The following is a 15234-nucleotide window of genomic DNA, read 5'->3' as shown; positions in this document are numbered from 1 at the left end:
ATCGAGGACTAATCTTAGGTTGCTTTATTATTTTAAAATTTAGTTATGCTCAATAAAAAGAAACTATGGTAAAAATATCCTGTGTTAAAATGATTTAGATTTAATGTTATTCAATATGGGGATTAATAAATGAGAAGAGAACCAGAAAAGCCTCCTTTCCGTGAACGGTTACAGATCTGGCTAAAGCAACTTTGGCAACGGATAAAGGAAATTTTAAAAGAATTATGGCAACGTTTTATACGTTGGTTAAAACAATTTTGGCACCGATATCAGATAACACGGTGGCTAATTGTTATTTGTTTATCACTGTTTTTAGTAACCAGTATTTACCTGACGTTTGTTGCTAAAACGGCAGATGTTAAAAATCTTGAGGATCGTTTGCAACGGCCAACCATGATTTATGACCGTAATGGTGATTCAGCAGGTAGCCTTTATTCACAAAAGGGAACCTATGTATCCTTGGATAAAATTTCACCGAACGTTCCAGCAGCAGTGATTTCTACAGAGGACCGTAATTTTTACCATGAGCACGGTTTCTCAATTAAGGGTCTCGGCCGGGCCGGATTCTTGTTAATTAAAAATAAGCTGCTCCACCGGAACTATATTTCTGGTGGGGGAAGTACTTTAACGCAACAGCTAGTTAAAAATGCCTTTTTGACTCAGCAACAAACCTTCTCCCGGAAGGCTCGTGAAATCTTTATTGCGGTAGAGGTGGAGAATCAATATAGTAAAAAGAAGATTCTAACGATGTACCTCAACAATGCTTACTTTGGTAACGGTGTATGGGGTGTTCAAGATGCGGCAAGGCGGTATTTTGACTGTGATGCTGATGAATTAACCGTTCCTCAGGCAGCAACGTTAGCGGGGATGTTAACATCACCGGGAATTTACGATCCGGTTGCCCATCCTGACGCAACGAAGCAACGACGGAACCTTGTTTTACAATTAATGGTTGAAAATCATCAACTAAGCCAATCTGCGGCAAACCAATATAAGAAAACGCCATTGGAGGTTAGGAACGGGTATGTTACACCAAATACTTACCGTTATCCGTACTATTTTGATGCTGTAATTTCTGAGGCAATTAGTAAATACCATCTTTCAGAAAAGGAAATCATGAATAATGGTTATAAGATCTATACAACGTTAGATCAGGATCAGCAACGTTCCATGCAGCAAACTTATGAAGATGACGATAACTTCCCAAGTGACTCGGTTGACGGAACTAAAGTGCAGTCAGCATCAGTAGCTATGAATCCCAAGACTGGTGGAGTTACAGCAATTATCGGTGGCCGAGGGAAGCATGTTTTTCGTGGCTTTAACCGGGGAACACAGATGCGGCGACAACCAGGTTCAACAATTAAACCATTGGTCGTTTATGCGCCAGCATTGGAACATGGCTACTTCTATGATTCAACACTTCAGGATAAAAAGCAATCATACGGAACTAATGATTATACGCCAAAGAACTATGACGATACGTATGCCGGAAGTGTTCCAATGTATAAAGCGGTTTATGAAAGCTTGAATGCTCCAGCGGTCTGGTTACTGAATAAGATCGGTGTTAATACTGGGTATAAGATGGCCCAGAAGTTTGACTTACCGGTTGAGAAAAGCGACAAAAACTTGGCACTTGCCCTTGGTGGAATGACTAAGGGGGTTTCTCCAGAACAAGTTGCCCGGGCTTATTCGACATTTGCGAATGAAGGAAAAATGCCGGATACGCACTATATTACAAAAATTAAAGATGCTTCTGGGAAAACCATTGTTACTGCCAAACCGGCTAAGCCCAAGCGGGTTGTGACTGCTAATACTGCCAAAAACATGACCAGTATGTTAATTGGGGTGTTTGAACACGGGACCGGAGAATCAGCTCGTCCAGCAGGTTATACGTTAGCCGGGAAAACAGGGACAACCGAATCTGCGGTTAAGAGTAATAGTGCCGATGATCGTGATAAGTGGATTGTTGGTTATACTCCTGATGTGGTGGTTGCTACTTGGGAAGGGTATGATGACACTAATTCAGCGCATGCCCTCCAGGATATTTCAATGAAGAATGTTAATAGCCTTTACAAAGTAGAAATGACTGGTATCTTGAAAAATACGCCAAATACGAAGTTTAATGTTCAAGATGCTCAGACGCGTGCAAATGCTAATAGCGGAAAGAGTAGTAAAGGTTGGGGCTCCTTCTTGAAGAATGGTGGCGACTTAATGAATCGCTTTAACCAATCGGTAAATGATTTTGGTAATCGTGCAGGTCAGTTATGGAATGATGTTCGTTCTTTATTCTGAAAAAATGATGATTAGGCGATAGTATGATACAATCAAATTGTTGAATAAATGAAAAGAGGTTACAAAAATGGTTAATATTTATGACACCGCTAATGAACTTAGTAATCAACTAAAAGAAACACAAGAATATCAAGGCTTGAAGAAGGCTTTTGATAACTTAAAGGCCCAAAAGGATACTTTTGATACTTTCAAGAAGTTCCAACAAATGCAAGCTAACGCTCAACAAAAGCAAATGGCTGGCCAAAAGTTAACTCAAGACGAAATTAACGCAATCCAAACAATTGCTAAGGAAATGAGTTCTAAACCTGAAGTACAAACTTTAATGAACCAAGAACGGGCTGTTGATAACATGCTCCAACAACTCAACCGGACAATTACTAGTCCTATTCAAGACATTTACAAGGACGTTATGCCACAAGGCCCACAACCAGCTGACAAGTAACTGTTAATTTAGTTATAAAAATGATAACGGGAAGATGAATGATGACGGTCGTGTCTGAACACTCTTCTCGTTTTTTATTCAAAGGGTGAAAAGATGAAGTTTATTCATACTGCAGATTTACATTTAGATAGTCCATTTCGGGGACTTGCTGATATGCCAACGCAGATTTGGCAAAAGATTCATCGGTCAACTTTTACAGCATTTGAACGAATTGTTGATAATGCCATTAAAGAACAAGTCGATTTTGTTTTAATTGTTGGTGACATCTATGATCGGGATCACCATAGTGCTGAAGCGGAAGATTTTTTTGTTCGTCAGTGTCAACGCTTAAATGAACATCAGATTCCAGTGTACCTAAGTTACGGTAACCATGATTACCAAATAGTTAGTGAAGGAGTAACTTCACTTCCCCAGAACGTTCATGTTTTCGGCAATCAGGTTGAAACCAAAACATTAACACTTTCGAATAAAGAAACGGTATCGATTACTGGATTTAGTTACGGGAAGCGCTGGTTATCAGCTGATCAGGTAAGCGGTTTTCCAAGTAAGGCAACCACTGATTGGCATATTGGGATGCTCCATGGGGCACTTGCTCAAAATAATTCCGAACAGGACCACTATGCTCCATTTACGGTAGCAGAGCTTTTGCAAAAGAACTATGATTACTGGGCATTAGGTCATATTCATAAACACCAAGTACTTAATGATAATCCTCCGGTTGTTTATCCTGGTGATCCCCAAGGTCGGCATAAAAATGAGGATGGCCAACATGGTTATTACCTTGTTCAAAGTGATTTAAGTAAGCTAAAGGCAGAATTTAAGGCCATTGCACCAATTGAGTGGTGTACGGTTAACGCTAATTTAGATCACTTGCAAGCTGCTGATATCATAATTAAAGGATTACGACAGCAAGTTAAGCCGGGTGAGCAGTTTAAAATGATTGCGTTAAATGTCCAGTCAACTGGTGAAATGAGTGCTCTAACAAAACAGTTAATTACTAACGGGACAATTTTAGAACGGTTTCAGGAACAAATTGCAGAAGATGATTCGCCAAAATGGTGGCCTTATCAAATTAACCTTCTTGGGGAGGCTAATCTTCCCAAGATGACTGATTTAGATCAAGAATATTGGGATCAAGCCGCTAAAGAAGTTTTTAATCAATCGGCAATGGTAGAGTTAGTGGGGAAATTATCAAAGTATGATTTTATTGCTGAACATCTTACAGAACCTTCAATGATTGAAGAATTGCGTCGTGAGGCTAGTCAAGAATTAGGCGAGGAGGACCATCATGAAGATTAAAAGGGTTCACATTGATGGCTTTGGAAAGTGGCATGATCAAGATTTTAAATTTACTGATAATCCAGTATTGATTTACGGAGCAAATGAGACAGGGAAGACAACCTTAGCTGCCTTTATATTGAGTATTCTTTTTGGCTTTGCGGATGGTCGCGGAAAGAATAAGTACCAACAATACCTTCCTAAGGATGGCTCAGGTTATGGTGGTTCACTGACGGTTGATGCAAACCAACACCAGTACGTTATTAAACGGGTTAAGGGGAAAAATGGTGGCAAGGTAACGATCACTAATGAAGAAGGGAAAAAGGAAAGAGCTGATTTCCTCACTGAATTAATTGGTCCGTTAGATCGAGAACTTTATCAAGCAATTTATAGTTTTAACCAGAATAATATCTTAAATGATGAACTTGACCGAGAACAACTTGCGCAACAGTTACAACGACTGGGAGCAGTTGGTAGCCAAGAGTGGCTCCAGCAAATTGCCCGTTTAGAAAAAAGCGCTGACTCACTATATAAGCCACGTGGTAGAAAACTAAGCTTAAACCGTCACTTAAAGGAATACGATGAACTCCATGAACGAGTTAATCAAGCCCAGTTGCAAAGTAGTGACTATCATCGACTAGTTGAGGAACAGGCCAAAGGGCAGTTTAAGCTAAAGAAACTCCAACAGGAACAACCTAAACTTAAAGACAAAGTTGAAAAAGTAGAACGTCTTCAACGGTTATGGCCTGTGTTTGAACAATGGCGTAGTCAACAGCAAAAGTCAGAGGCAGGAATAAAGTTAACAGATGAGAAAATAGTTAAGGTTCAGGAAATTCAAAGTCAAGAACGGGGACTGCGAAAACAAATTCAAGCACTTGAGCCACAATTACTTGAACAGCAAGCAGTTATTAAGGAACTTTCTACTCCTGAAGTAAATGACTATCGACAACAAAGAGTCCACTACCAACAGTTGAAGGATCAATTGTTGACATTGCAAATTCAAGGCAATAACCAGGGAACAGATCGGCAAGCCAAATGGCAAAACGAGCTTAAACAATTAGAAGAACGATACGGGAATTCTAATTTACCAGCACCGCTTTCTGAACGGGCTGTTAGTGAGCTTGAGGGATTGCTCAATGCTATTTCTTATGAGGCAAATAATCAAAGTCTATTTATTCCTGGAATTGGGATTGTCCTTTTCATCATTGGACTAATTCTTCACCAGCCGCTGATATGGATTTTAGGAATAATTGCTCTTTGTGCAGCGGGTGGTTTATGGTTTAAGCAACAACAGCATAAAAAACAACTCGCTGAAGAACAGCATTCACAATTACGGCAATTTGGAGAACGGTATGGTTTATCTTCGTTTCCCACTGATAAATGGTTAATGATGCAGCCTGATCTTCATCGTTATCAGGATTTAAAAGTTCAATTAGAACAAGTTGATCAAAGTAAAAGTGAGTTTAATCAACGATTGGAAAGCTTAAAACGTCAGTTACCAATTAAGATGGTAGCTGACTCAATTAACGAGTTAATCAATAGTTATAATCGTTGGCTTGTTGAAATGCAAGATCGTTCACAACAGTTAGCTGGTGCAGAACAAGAACAAACTAGACTACAAAATCGCTTTGACCAGTTAAAGGTCCAGCTAACAACCGAGCTCAAAAATAAGGAAGCTGAATATAAGTCCCTTAATATTAAAAACGATGATGATTTCAAACGACTCCAGACACAAAAAGTTACGGAGCAGACAAGAAAGGTCACCACTGAGGTTTACGGACAGCAATTAACCAATAATGATCGTAAGCAGTTGGCAAATTATACTGATAAAGCTCTCCTAGACAAGGATGTTTCAATGGCTCACCAGGAATTGGCAGCTAATGAACAGGGGCAGACAGAAATTGAAACAAAATTAGCTCAGCTTAAGGTTCAGATTAACTCGCTAGTTCAGGATGGTTCGTTTAGTGAATTAAACCAGCAATTAGCCAATTTACAAACAACAATCTGGCACGAGACAAAACAATGGTTAAGTGAACAATTTGCTATTCGGTGGATTAATGGTGCTTTAAAGCTTGCCTCTCAAGATCGTTATCCGAAGATCCTTCAGCAGGCAGAAAAATTTTTTGCTATTTTGACTAATGATCGTTACCAAAAAATAATGGTAGATGATGATGGGATTAGTACTTTGAGTCAAGAACAGCAGGTCTTTCAGGTACCTGAATTGTCACTTGGTACGGCTGAGCAATTGTTTATTTCACTCCGCCTTGGCTTTATTGCGGTCATTAGTGATCAAATTAAATTACCAATAATGGTAGATGATGGCTTTGTTAACTTTGACAATGTTCGTCGTGGTCGAATGCTTGAATTATTAAAGCAAATGGCCACGGAAAATCAGGTGATTTACTTTACCGCAAATGATCAAATTAAAGAATTGGGTTCACCAGTGATTGACCTTGATCGATTAAATAAGAATAAAGTTTGAAAATCATTTAAACATTCTTTATCAAGACAGCGCATCACATATCGAGTGTGGTATATTAGATTGGTAAGTTTTGTGAGAATTATAAATAAATCAAGGAAGTGTTTTTGTGAAGTCGAAAAAATTAATTGCAATCATTGCTTGTGCAACATTGGCTCTTCCCTTAGCTGCTTGTGGAAGCAAGGCTGTTGCAACAACTAGTGGTGGAAAGATTACTCAAGAAGAGTACTACAACGAAATGAAGACCACTACAAACGGGAAACAAGTTCTTCAACAAATGATCTTGGATAAGGTCTTGGATAAGGAATACGGGAAGCAAGTTTCCGATAAGCAGGTTAACGCTCAATATAACACTTACAAAAACCAGTATGGTTCACAATTTAGTGCGGTATTGCAACAACAAGGTTTAACCGAGAAAAAGCTAAAGCAACAGATTCGCTCTAACTTATGTTTGGAAGCTGCTGTTCGGAGTTATACTCATATCACTAATGCTCAGATTAATAAGCAATGGAAGAAGTATGAGCCAAAGGTCCAAACTGCTGAAATTCTTGTTGGAAGTAAGGATGATGCTCAAGAAATCATTGATCAATTGAATAACTCTAATCACCCTTATAAGACCTTTAAGAAGTTAGTTAAGTCTAAGTCAACCGATGCTTCTACTAAGGAAGCCGGTGGAAAGGTTGCTGCCTTTGATAATACTTCTACTTCTGTTGATTCAGCTTACAAGAAGGCAGCCTTTAAGTTAAAGACTGGTGAATTTACTACTGAACCAGTTAAGACAGATGATGGCTACGTTGTTATTTACATGATTGAACACCCTGCTAAGGGAAAGAAGAGCCAACACATTAACGACTTAAGAACCCAAATCGTCCAAGAAAAGATGAACGATCCGAAGTTCTTACACAAGGTTGTTTCAAATGTTCTGAAGAAGGGGAATGTTTCGATTAAGGATAATGACCTGAAGAACATTATGGATGATTACTTAAACAGTAATGCAACTACTACTAAGTCAAATAATGGTTCTTCATTAGGAAGTAACTAATTTAATATAAATAAAAGGAAGCTCCTGCTATCCGATTTAGTCGGATGCGGGAACTTCCTTTTATTTCATTTTATCAATAATTTGTTGGATTTTTTCAAGGCGAGGTTGGCTTTTGAATTGCCATTGCTCCACATCATGTTTAGCGCTGTCCAGATAGTGGATAACTCCCTTAGTGGCGCCTTGTAAACGTTGCACACTTGATTGTAATTGTTTAAGTGAGCCGAGAAGAAATTTGATATTATTGATATCTTTTTGAAAATAATTAGTTATTGGTGTTGTCAAATTGTCGCTTAATTGATTCTTGAATTTCCTTGTATTTAGCGTCATTGTATTCACCTGAATTATCTTTAAAAATCATCTTAAAGTCATCTTGATCGGAGTAGCGAGGGATTAAGTGAATGTGTGAGTGGAAAACGGATTGGTAGGCAACTTTGCCGTTATTGTTAAGGACGTTCAATCCCTTAATCTTAGGGTTAGAAGCCTTAACTGCCCGGGCAATCTTTGGAAGACGGGAGAAGACAGCTGCTGCTAATTCCTCGTCATATGCGAATAGGTCAGGAACATGCTTCTTTGGAATAACCAAGGTATGACCAGGGGTGCCTTGTGAAATATCAAGGAACGCCTTTACCACATCGTCCTCATATACCGTGTAACTTGGGATCTCACCCTTAACAATTTTGCAAAAAATACAGTTGTCCATTAGTGATCGCTCCTTTTAAAACTTATTGTTACCATAAGTATACCAAAAGTATTCTAAAAAAGAGTTGTCAATAAGTGACCTATGATATAATCAACGCTAGATAAGTCAATAAAAAAGAGGAAAAATAATGGCACTTGAAATTAAAAATCTGGTAGGAGGATATTCCCGAATTCCAGTATTAAAAGATATTAGTTTCCAGGTAAAAGCTGGAGAATTAGTTGGCTTAATTGGCCTTAATGGGGCCGGAAAGTCAACAACGATTAATCACGTTATTGATTTATTAAGGCCTTTTTCTGGCGAAATTACGTTAAATGGCGTTAATATCCAAAAAGATCCAGTTGATTATAAAAAGCAAATTGCTTATGTTCCAGAAACACCGATCCTCTATGATGAGTTAACACTTCGGGAACATATTGAATTGACAATTAAGGCTTATGAATTAAAGCATGATGATGCTTGGAAAAGAGCCCACAAGTTGTTAAAAATTTTTCGACTAGATAACAAACTTGACTGGTTCCCGGCTAATTTTTCAAAGGGGATGAAACAGAAGGTAATGATTTGCTGTGCATTGATGATCGATGCTAAATTATTGATTGTTGATGAACCTTTTTATGGTCTTGATCCTCTAGCAGTTCATGATTTATTGGAATTAATTGAAGAAAAGAAAAAGGCTGGAACAGCTGTATTAATGTCGACCCATGTTCTTGATACTGCTCAACGTTATTGTGATCGCTTTGTTCTCTTAGCTAATGGGAAAGTTCGTGCTCACGGAACCTTAGAAGAATTACGACAAAAAGCGGATCGACCGGATGAATCGCTGGATGATATTTATCTAAGCTTAGCAAGGAATGATCAAAATGAATAATTTATTTAGTCAACGTCGTCAAAGACACTTTATGGAACTATTAAAGTATTGGCGATTAGTGTTTAATGATCATTTTGTGATTGCCTTATTCTTCCTCTTCGGTGCATTAGCTTATGGTTATTCGCAATGGTTGCCACAGTTGAATAGTCACTTGTGGTGGTCTCGTTGGCTACTCGTGCTCTGGTTTGTCTTGATTACTCAGGTGGGCAGGCTTGCAACGTTGATTAGGCGACCGGATCCCGTTTTCCTGTTACCGCAAGTGACTGCAATTAAAAATTATCTTAAACAAGCAACAACCTATAGTATGATTTTAGGTGTGTTAATGATGCTGGCACTTTCCGCAGTGGCACTTCCGTTTGCGTTAACCACTGAACGCCTGACTGGAATTGACATTAGTTTGATCCTTATCACAGCGTTGATTACTAAAGTAACCTGGCTTTGGACCGCTAGAAAGGCGATTAGTATTCGGTGGGGTGAGCAGCACCGACGAACAACTGCTGAATATTGGGTAAATCCTCTAATCGTCTGGCTTTTTACTTGGCTTGTCGGGCCAGTCTGGGGGTTATTGGTATCCGTAGTTTTACTGGGCGCAATGGTTGCTTATTATAGAAATGTAGCAATTGACTGGCGGCTAGCCGTACGGGCAGAACAAGATCGCATGTACAGCATTTACCGTTTCTTTAATCTCTTTACTGATGTTCCAAGTGTTCAAGGGAACGTTAAGCGACGAAAGTGGGCAACTGGATTAATCAGTTTGCTTGAGAATGGTAATCGGCCGTGGGCTTACCTGTATGCGCATGGCTTTATCCGAAACACAGAAGTAAGTGGTTTAGTAATTCGCTTGACGATTGTGGGGATGCTAATTGCTTTCTTTATTCCGGTTAACTGGTTAAATACAGTTGTTGTGCTCCTGTTTGTGTACTTGGTGGCAATCCAAATGATGCCGTTTTATGAGCAATACCAAAATAATGTCTTTACCCATATTTATCCAATTGCTCATCAAGCTCAAGTTAAGGACTTCCAGCGACTGTTGAGTAAGGTGATTGTGCTTGAGATGTTATTAATTGTATTGGCAAGTGTTGGTCGTGATCTTAATTGGCAACGGTTAATCATAAATCTTATCTTGGGGTTAGGCGAAAGCTATCTTCTAATTAAGTTTTATTTTCAAAGTCGAATTAAAAAAATAACAAAGTGAGGAATATTATGCGTGTAAAACATAAAAAATGGGCTGATCCGTTAATGGCGGAGCATCCTGAATTACTAGTTGATGATGCAACACAATTTAAGGGAAAGTGGCAATCCCGTTTTTCTAAAGAGCAACCGCTCCACCTTGAAGTGGGGATGGGGAAAGGCCAATTCATTATTGGAATGGCAAAAGCTCACCCAGAAATCAATTTTATTGGTTTGGAGATTCAACGGACTGTTGCAGCAATTGCTTTGAAAAAAGCACTTCCTGAAAAGTTACCTAACTTACAATTGATTTGTGGTGAAGGAGAAGAACTGACCGAATACTTTGAACCACATGAAATTGATAAGCTCTATTTAAACTTCTCTGATCCATGGCCAAAAAAGCGCCATGCAAAACGACGGTTAACGTATCATACATTTCTTAGTGAATACCAATTGATTTTGCAACCCCAAGGTCAAGTAGAATTAAAGACTGATAATATGGGATTCTTTGAATTCTCTGTTGTAAGTATGAATAACTTTGGAATGAAGTTTGATGGTCTCTGGCTCGATCTTCATAATAGCGATGAGAATGAACATAACGTTGAAACTGAATATGAACATAAATTTGCTTCTAAGGGTCAGCCAATTTATAAGTTGACGGCAACGATGCCATTGCAAAAATAAATCGGTATAGGGGTGATTCGATGAAACTAATCGTTACAGCGGCTGCGAATAAGTGGTTCAAAAATACGTATATCCTCCAAGCCGGTGACGGAATTAAATTTTACGGAAAGACCGTTCAACCACATAATGTTAAGCATAGCTCTCGCCAAGGGTTTAGCCCCGAAAAGGACCTTGGAAGGGCGACACTAATAAGGAAAAAGGATGGAATTAACTATCATATTAATTTTGATGATGCCTGGTTCTTTTCTGGCTTAGTAACATTGGTCGATTTTCACTCTGGTGACGAACAACCTTCATTTTATTTTCAGCGGGAAGGATCAGATTCAACTATGAATGAAAGTGATTTTAGCGCTGAAAATGTTGATGCGATTACCAGTGCTTCAAGTAAATTTGAAGATTATTGGGAATAATGTAATAAAAGGGACCGGAGAAGTAACTCTCCAGTCCCTTTTTAATCAGAAAATTTTTTAATTGTTTAATGACTGTTCAATCCGCTTTAGTGAAAGAAGACTTCCAGTTTTTGCATCTGCAATAAATTGATAGTCAACTGGTTGATCATCTTCTAAACGGGTGATACCACCTTCGTAAGCCTCGGTTTTAACTGCAAAACATTGGTAGGGGATCCGGTGTTGGTTGATCCAACTGCCAGTAACCTCTCCTTCACGCTTGAAATCATCACGAATTATTTTGAGAATCTGGTCAGCTGAAATACGTCGTTGACCAAACAACTTTCCAGCAAGGAAACCAACTACTCCAGATGCACCGAGGGTAACGGGTAATAACCATGGGTTAAGTGAACTATTAGAATCATTCATTTAATTAATTGCTTCCTTTGTTAGTTAGTATCAAAATTGATAATATTAATTCTAACATTAACGAGGTAAAAAAGCTAATTAGACGCAGTCTTAGCTTCTTAATGATATAATTGCTTCAAATAAATTATGGAGGTAGGAAAATGGAAAAGTTACCACAAATGCAGGAAGAACAACTACTAACTAAGATCAGTGATGGGGATTATGTACTGTTTTTTGATGCCGGTTGGTGTCCAGATTGTCACTTTATCAAGCCGGCAATGCCAGAAATTGAAAAAGATTTTCCAGAATATACCTTTATTGAAGTTGATCGTGATGAAAATATCGATCTTGCAGCTGAACTAAATATTTTTGGGATTCCCAGCTTTGTTGTTTATCGTAATGGTAAAGAAATTGGCCGTTTTGTGAATAAAGATCGGAAAACAAAGCAACAAGTGGAAGATTTTTTAAATGATTTGAAGTAAAATGGTAAACGGTAAAAAGAATGAAGGGGTCAGTGAAGTGATGGGTCGCGATTACCTTCATTGTTATTTTGATGGAGAAAGGAAAGTTTGATGTTAATTTCTAGTTATAACCCCCAAGAGATGGGGGATGTTTTAGTTGTTATTACTGGTCCAGATGTAGATGACCAAACTGTAACTTCAAAGGGAACAGTTACGCAAATTACGAATACTAAGGATGATAGCTTGCTTGGCTACAATTTCTTTGATGCGAGTGAACTATTACCTGAATTAAAAGATGAACGGGGTCAGGTATTTTTAAGTGATGATCAAGTTGCAAAATTAAATGCAGTATTAAGTGAAGCTGGTTTTACTGAGAAGTTGACAGCTGATCACACACCAAAGTTCGTTGTTGGTTATGTTGAAAAGATTGAGGATCACCCAAAGTCAGATCACCTTAAGATTACCCAAACCCGTGTAGAAGATGGTAAGACCATCCAAGTTGTCTGTGGTTCTCCTAACGTTAAGGAACACATTAAGGTTGTTGCTGCTCGTCCCGGTGCAATGATGCCAGATGGTAAGATTATTTGGCCAGGTAAGTTAATGGGAGTCGAGAGTGAAGGAATGCTTTGTGGCTTCCGTGAATTACGGCTAAAGAACGCCCCTGACAAGAAGGGCTTATGGATAATCCCTGATGACTGGCAGGAAACTGGTGAAGCAGTTGACTTTGATCGGGCCAATACTTACTTCCTAGCTGAAAACTAAATTGTCAATTTTTTAATAATTGTTTGTGAAAGGAACCAGATTAATGGATAAGAAGACTTATTATTTTATTGGGATTAAAGGTACAGGAATGGCCTCACTCGCCCGGATTCTTCATGATAAGGGAAATGAAGTCTTAGGTTCAGATATTGAAAAGGAAACATTTACGCAAGGCCCACTATTAAAAAACGGGATTAAGATCCTTCCATTTGATCCTGCTAACTTAAAGCCAGGAATGATCGTTATTCAAGGAAATGCGTTTGGAGAAGAGCATCCAGAAGTGAAAAGAGCTCATGAACTTGGTTTAACAGTGATGAGCTATCCTGAAGCGGTTGAGAATGAAGTTACTAGTCATACCAGTATTGGAATCGCTGGTGCCCATGGTAAGACAAGTACAACTGCGCTTTTAGCTCACGTTCTTGATGGTGTTGAACCAACTAGTTACCTAATTGGTGATGGTGTTGGTAAGGGAAATGCTAAGGATCGTTTCTTTGTTTTTGAAGCTGACGAATACCGGGATCATTTCTTGGCTTATCATCCCGACTATGCAATTATGACCAATATTGATTTTGATCACCCTGACTTCTTTAAGGATATTGATGATGTTCGTGCTTCCTTTGAAACATATGGAAAGCAAGTTAAGAAGGCAATTTTTGCATGGGGCGACGATGAAAATCTCCGGAAATTAGATGTTGATGTTCCAGTATACTATTACGGAACTGGTGAAAATGATGATTTCCGTGCTGAAAATATTCAACGGACTCCTGCAGGTTCAACTTATGATGCCTACTTTAAGGATCAAAAGTTAGGGACTTTCACGATCCATCTTTATGGTGAACATAGTGTTCTTAATAGCTTAGCAGTAATTGCAGTTGCCTATATGGAACATGTTGATATGGCAGACATTAAGCGTGAATTGGCAAACTTTACTGGGGTTAAGCGTCGGTTCAGTGAAACTGATATTGCTGATGAAACCTTGATCGATGATTATGCTCACCATCCAAGCGAAATCAAGGCTACTATTGATGCTGCACGGCAAAAGTACCCAGATCGCCAAGTAATTGCTGTTTTCCAACCACATACCTATTCACGGTTAGCGGCTTATATTGACGGCTTTGCAGAATCATTAAGACGAGCAGATAAGGTCTTTGTAACTCCAATCTTTGGTTCAATCCGTGAACATGCTGGTCATGTTTCAAGTGAAGATCTTGAGGCCAAGATTCCTAACAGTGAAGGAATTGATATGGATACAATGACTAAGCTTCTTTACTATCATGATGCAGTAGTCGTCTTTATGGGCGCTGGTGATATTGAGAAGTATGAAGATAAGTATAAAGAATTATTGAGTAAGTAGTTAAAGGGTTGAAGCTTACCATTAAGTTTGTTATTATTTTTGAAAAGTCAAAGATAGTCAAATTAAAAGGAATGATATTAAATGAATAATTTTTCTGAACAACCGGGACGTCGGGTTGTTACTGATGCCGCAGGGCTTAATCGGTTTTTAACCCGGATGTACGGTAACATGGTAGTAGCAATTCTGGTTTCCGCGTTTTCTGCCTACTTAACAATGAACACTTTCCGTCAACAAGTTTTCGGTTATTTTGGTGCTCATCCGGGAATGACGTGGATTATCCTTTTATTACCAATTGCCCTATCAATGGGAATTAGTTTTAGTGCTACAAGAAACCCAGTTGGTGCCTTTATAATGTTGATGTTGATTTCGATCATTTACGGTGTTGAATTTGCATTAATTGCTGGTGCTTACACTGGTGCAAGCATTGCTTCCGCATTTGTTTCGTCGTCAGTTATCTTTATTGTAATGGCAGTTTACGGGACAGTAACAAAGCGTGATTTAACTAAGTTTGGTTCACACGCAATGGCAGCCTTGATTGCTTTAATTATTGCGTACATTATTAATATGTTTCTTCAGAGTCCAGCAATTGCTTACATTTTCTCCTTTATTGCGGTAATTATTTTTACCGTTTTAACTGGATGGGATGCACAAAAGATGAAGCAGATTTATGTTAATTATGGTGACCAGGTATCAGTTACTGGGTTAGCCGTTTTAGGCGCTCTTCAACTGTACTTAGACTTTGTTAACCTCTTCATCTCCCTGTTACAAATTTTTGGGATGAGCGATAGAAATTAAAAAAATAAAGCTTGGGAAACATTTTTGTTTTCCCAAGCTTTTTATTAGTGTCTTTAGACCTAGTTGAGCACGCGAGCAGAGCGAGTGTGCGAAACAAAAAACCACCTGCTATGCGGGTG

General features: G+C 38.7%; 15 protein-coding genes. 13 read left to right on the top strand and 2 right to left on the bottom strand.

Going from position 1 to position 15234, the window contains the following annotated elements; genetic code table 11:
* Nucleotides 1–129 precede the first annotated feature (129 nt).
* The 5 genes from H9564_RS06880 to H9564_RS06860 all read left to right on the top strand — a co-directional run bounded on the left by H9564_RS06880 (nt 130) and on the right by H9564_RS06860 (nt 7533).
* Entirely contained in the window at nt 130–2292 is a 2163-nt protein-coding gene (locus H9564_RS06880; protein WP_191684775.1) for a PBP1A family penicillin-binding protein, read from the top strand.
* A gap of 67 nt (nt 2293–2359) precedes the next feature.
* Complete coding sequence (locus H9564_RS06875) at nt 2360–2734, top strand: YlbF family regulator (protein ID WP_191684774.1); 375 nt, start codon at nt 2360–2362, stop codon at nt 2732–2734.
* A gap of 93 nt (nt 2735–2827) precedes the next feature.
* Nucleotides 2828–4033 (top strand): metallophosphoesterase family protein, encoded by a 1206-nt coding sequence (locus H9564_RS06870; protein WP_191684773.1) that lies wholly within the window; start codon nt 2828–2830, stop codon nt 4031–4033.
* The gene (locus H9564_RS06865) at nt 4023–6494 is read left to right on the top strand and encodes an ATP-binding protein (protein ID WP_191684772.1); all 2472 of its coding nucleotides are present in this window, start codon (nt 4023–4025) and stop codon (nt 6492–6494) included. Before H9564_RS06870 ends, H9564_RS06865 begins: the two co-directional genes overlap by 11 nt.
* 106 nt (nt 6495–6600) lie before the next feature.
* Entirely contained in the window at nt 6601–7533 is a 933-nt protein-coding gene (locus H9564_RS06860) for a peptidylprolyl isomerase (RefSeq protein ID WP_191684771.1), read from the top strand.
* 262 nt (nt 7534–7795) lie between these two features.
* Here the strand turns inward: H9564_RS06860 and H9564_RS06855 are convergent, their stop codons facing one another.
* Nucleotides 7796–8233, bottom strand: coding sequence for an HIT family protein (locus H9564_RS06855; RefSeq protein ID WP_191684770.1), 438 nt, complete (start codon nt 8231–8233; stop codon nt 7796–7798).
* Between the two features lie 127 nt (nt 8234–8360).
* On the opposite strand from H9564_RS06855, the gene H9564_RS06850 reads away from it, so the two are divergent.
* Genes H9564_RS06850 through H9564_RS06835 form a run of 4 tightly spaced genes read left to right on the top strand, consistent with a single transcriptional unit; the run spans nt 8361 to nt 11362 of the window.
* Nucleotides 8361–9098 (top strand): ABC transporter ATP-binding protein, encoded by a 738-nt coding sequence (locus H9564_RS06850; RefSeq protein WP_191684769.1) that lies wholly within the window; start codon nt 8361–8363, stop codon nt 9096–9098.
* A complete protein-coding gene (locus tag H9564_RS06845) occupies nt 9091–10293 on the top strand; it encodes an ABC transporter permease (protein ID WP_191684768.1) in 1203 nt (400 codons plus the stop codon). The genes H9564_RS06850 and H9564_RS06845 overlap by 8 nt, the downstream gene beginning before the upstream one ends.
* Nucleotides 10294–10301: 8 nt before the next feature.
* Nucleotides 10302–10952 (top strand): tRNA (guanosine(46)-N7)-methyltransferase TrmB, encoded by a 651-nt coding sequence (trmB, locus tag H9564_RS06840; protein ID WP_191684767.1) that lies wholly within the window; start codon nt 10302–10304, stop codon nt 10950–10952.
* A 20-nt stretch (nt 10953–10972) separates the two neighbouring features.
* Complete coding sequence (locus H9564_RS06835; RefSeq protein ID WP_191684766.1) at nt 10973–11362, top strand: HesB/YadR/YfhF family protein; 390 nt, start codon at nt 10973–10975, stop codon at nt 11360–11362.
* Between the two features lie 57 nt (nt 11363–11419).
* On the opposite strand, the gene H9564_RS06830 is transcribed toward H9564_RS06835, so the two are convergent.
* A complete protein-coding gene (locus H9564_RS06830; protein ID WP_191684765.1) occupies nt 11420–11767 on the bottom strand; it encodes a PepSY domain-containing protein in 348 nt (115 codons plus the stop codon).
* A gap of 140 nt (nt 11768–11907) precedes the next feature.
* On the opposite strand from H9564_RS06830, the gene H9564_RS06825 reads away from it, so the two are divergent.
* From H9564_RS06825 to H9564_RS06810, 4 genes are all read left to right on the top strand, one after another.
* On the top strand, nt 11908–12228 hold the full coding sequence (locus H9564_RS06825) for a thioredoxin family protein (RefSeq protein ID WP_182581653.1): 321 nt from the start codon (nt 11908–11910) through the stop codon (nt 12226–12228).
* Nucleotides 12229–12318: 90 nt separating this feature from the next.
* Nucleotides 12319–12969 (top strand): YtpR family tRNA-binding protein, encoded by a 651-nt coding sequence (gene ytpR, locus H9564_RS06820; protein WP_191684764.1) that lies wholly within the window; start codon nt 12319–12321, stop codon nt 12967–12969.
* 43 nt (nt 12970–13012) lie between these two features.
* Nucleotides 13013–14320 carry a UDP-N-acetylmuramate--L-alanine ligase gene (gene murC, locus H9564_RS06815; protein WP_191684763.1) on the top strand — a complete coding sequence of 436 codons (1308 nt, stop codon included), beginning with the start codon at nt 13013–13015 and terminating at the stop codon, nt 14318–14320.
* A gap of 81 nt (nt 14321–14401) precedes the next feature.
* The gene (locus tag H9564_RS06810) at nt 14402–15115 is read left to right on the top strand and encodes a Bax inhibitor-1/YccA family protein (protein WP_191684762.1); all 714 of its coding nucleotides are present in this window, start codon (nt 14402–14404) and stop codon (nt 15113–15115) included.
* Nucleotides 15116–15234 lie beyond the last annotated feature (119 nt).

The organism is Limosilactobacillus avistercoris, assembly GCF_014836425.1.
GTDB lineage: Bacteria > Bacillota > Bacilli > Lactobacillales > Lactobacillaceae > Limosilactobacillus > Limosilactobacillus agrestimuris.
Note: the sequence above shows the minus strand (reverse complement) of the source record. Positions and strands in the feature narration are given on the sequence as shown.

Excerpts from the sequence above, each read along its gene's own strand:
- H9564_RS06870 (WP_191684773.1), top strand. The coding sequence starts at position 2,828 with ATGAAGTTTATTCATACTGCAGATTTACATTTAGATAGTCCATTTCGG.
- H9564_RS06855 (WP_191684770.1), bottom strand. The coding sequence starts at position 8,233 with ATGGACAACTGTATTTTTTGCAAAATTGTTAAGGGTGAGATCCCAAGT.
- H9564_RS06810 (WP_191684762.1), top strand. The coding sequence starts at position 14,402 with ATGAATAATTTTTCTGAACAACCGGGACGTCGGGTTGTTACTGATGCC.
- H9564_RS06830 (WP_191684765.1), bottom strand. The coding sequence starts at position 11,767 with ATGAATGATTCTAATAGTTCACTTAACCCATGGTTATTACCCGTTACC.
- H9564_RS06865 (WP_191684772.1), top strand. The coding sequence starts at position 4,023 with ATGAAGATTAAAAGGGTTCACATTGATGGCTTTGGAAAGTGGCATGAT.
- H9564_RS06880 (WP_191684775.1), top strand. The coding sequence starts at position 130 with ATGAGAAGAGAACCAGAAAAGCCTCCTTTCCGTGAACGGTTACAGATC.
- H9564_RS06845 (WP_191684768.1), top strand. The coding sequence starts at position 9,091 with ATGAATAATTTATTTAGTCAACGTCGTCAAAGACACTTTATGGAACTA.
- H9564_RS06850 (WP_191684769.1), top strand. The coding sequence starts at position 8,361 with ATGGCACTTGAAATTAAAAATCTGGTAGGAGGATATTCCCGAATTCCA.
- trmB (WP_191684767.1), top strand. The coding sequence starts at position 10,302 with ATGCGTGTAAAACATAAAAAATGGGCTGATCCGTTAATGGCGGAGCAT.
- H9564_RS06835 (WP_191684766.1), top strand. The coding sequence starts at position 10,973 with ATGAAACTAATCGTTACAGCGGCTGCGAATAAGTGGTTCAAAAATACG.
- H9564_RS06875 (WP_191684774.1), top strand. The coding sequence starts at position 2,360 with ATGGTTAATATTTATGACACCGCTAATGAACTTAGTAATCAACTAAAA.
- murC (WP_191684763.1), top strand. The coding sequence starts at position 13,013 with ATGGATAAGAAGACTTATTATTTTATTGGGATTAAAGGTACAGGAATG.
- H9564_RS06825 (WP_182581653.1), top strand. The coding sequence starts at position 11,908 with ATGGAAAAGTTACCACAAATGCAGGAAGAACAACTACTAACTAAGATC.
- ytpR (WP_191684764.1), top strand. The coding sequence starts at position 12,319 with ATGTTAATTTCTAGTTATAACCCCCAAGAGATGGGGGATGTTTTAGTT.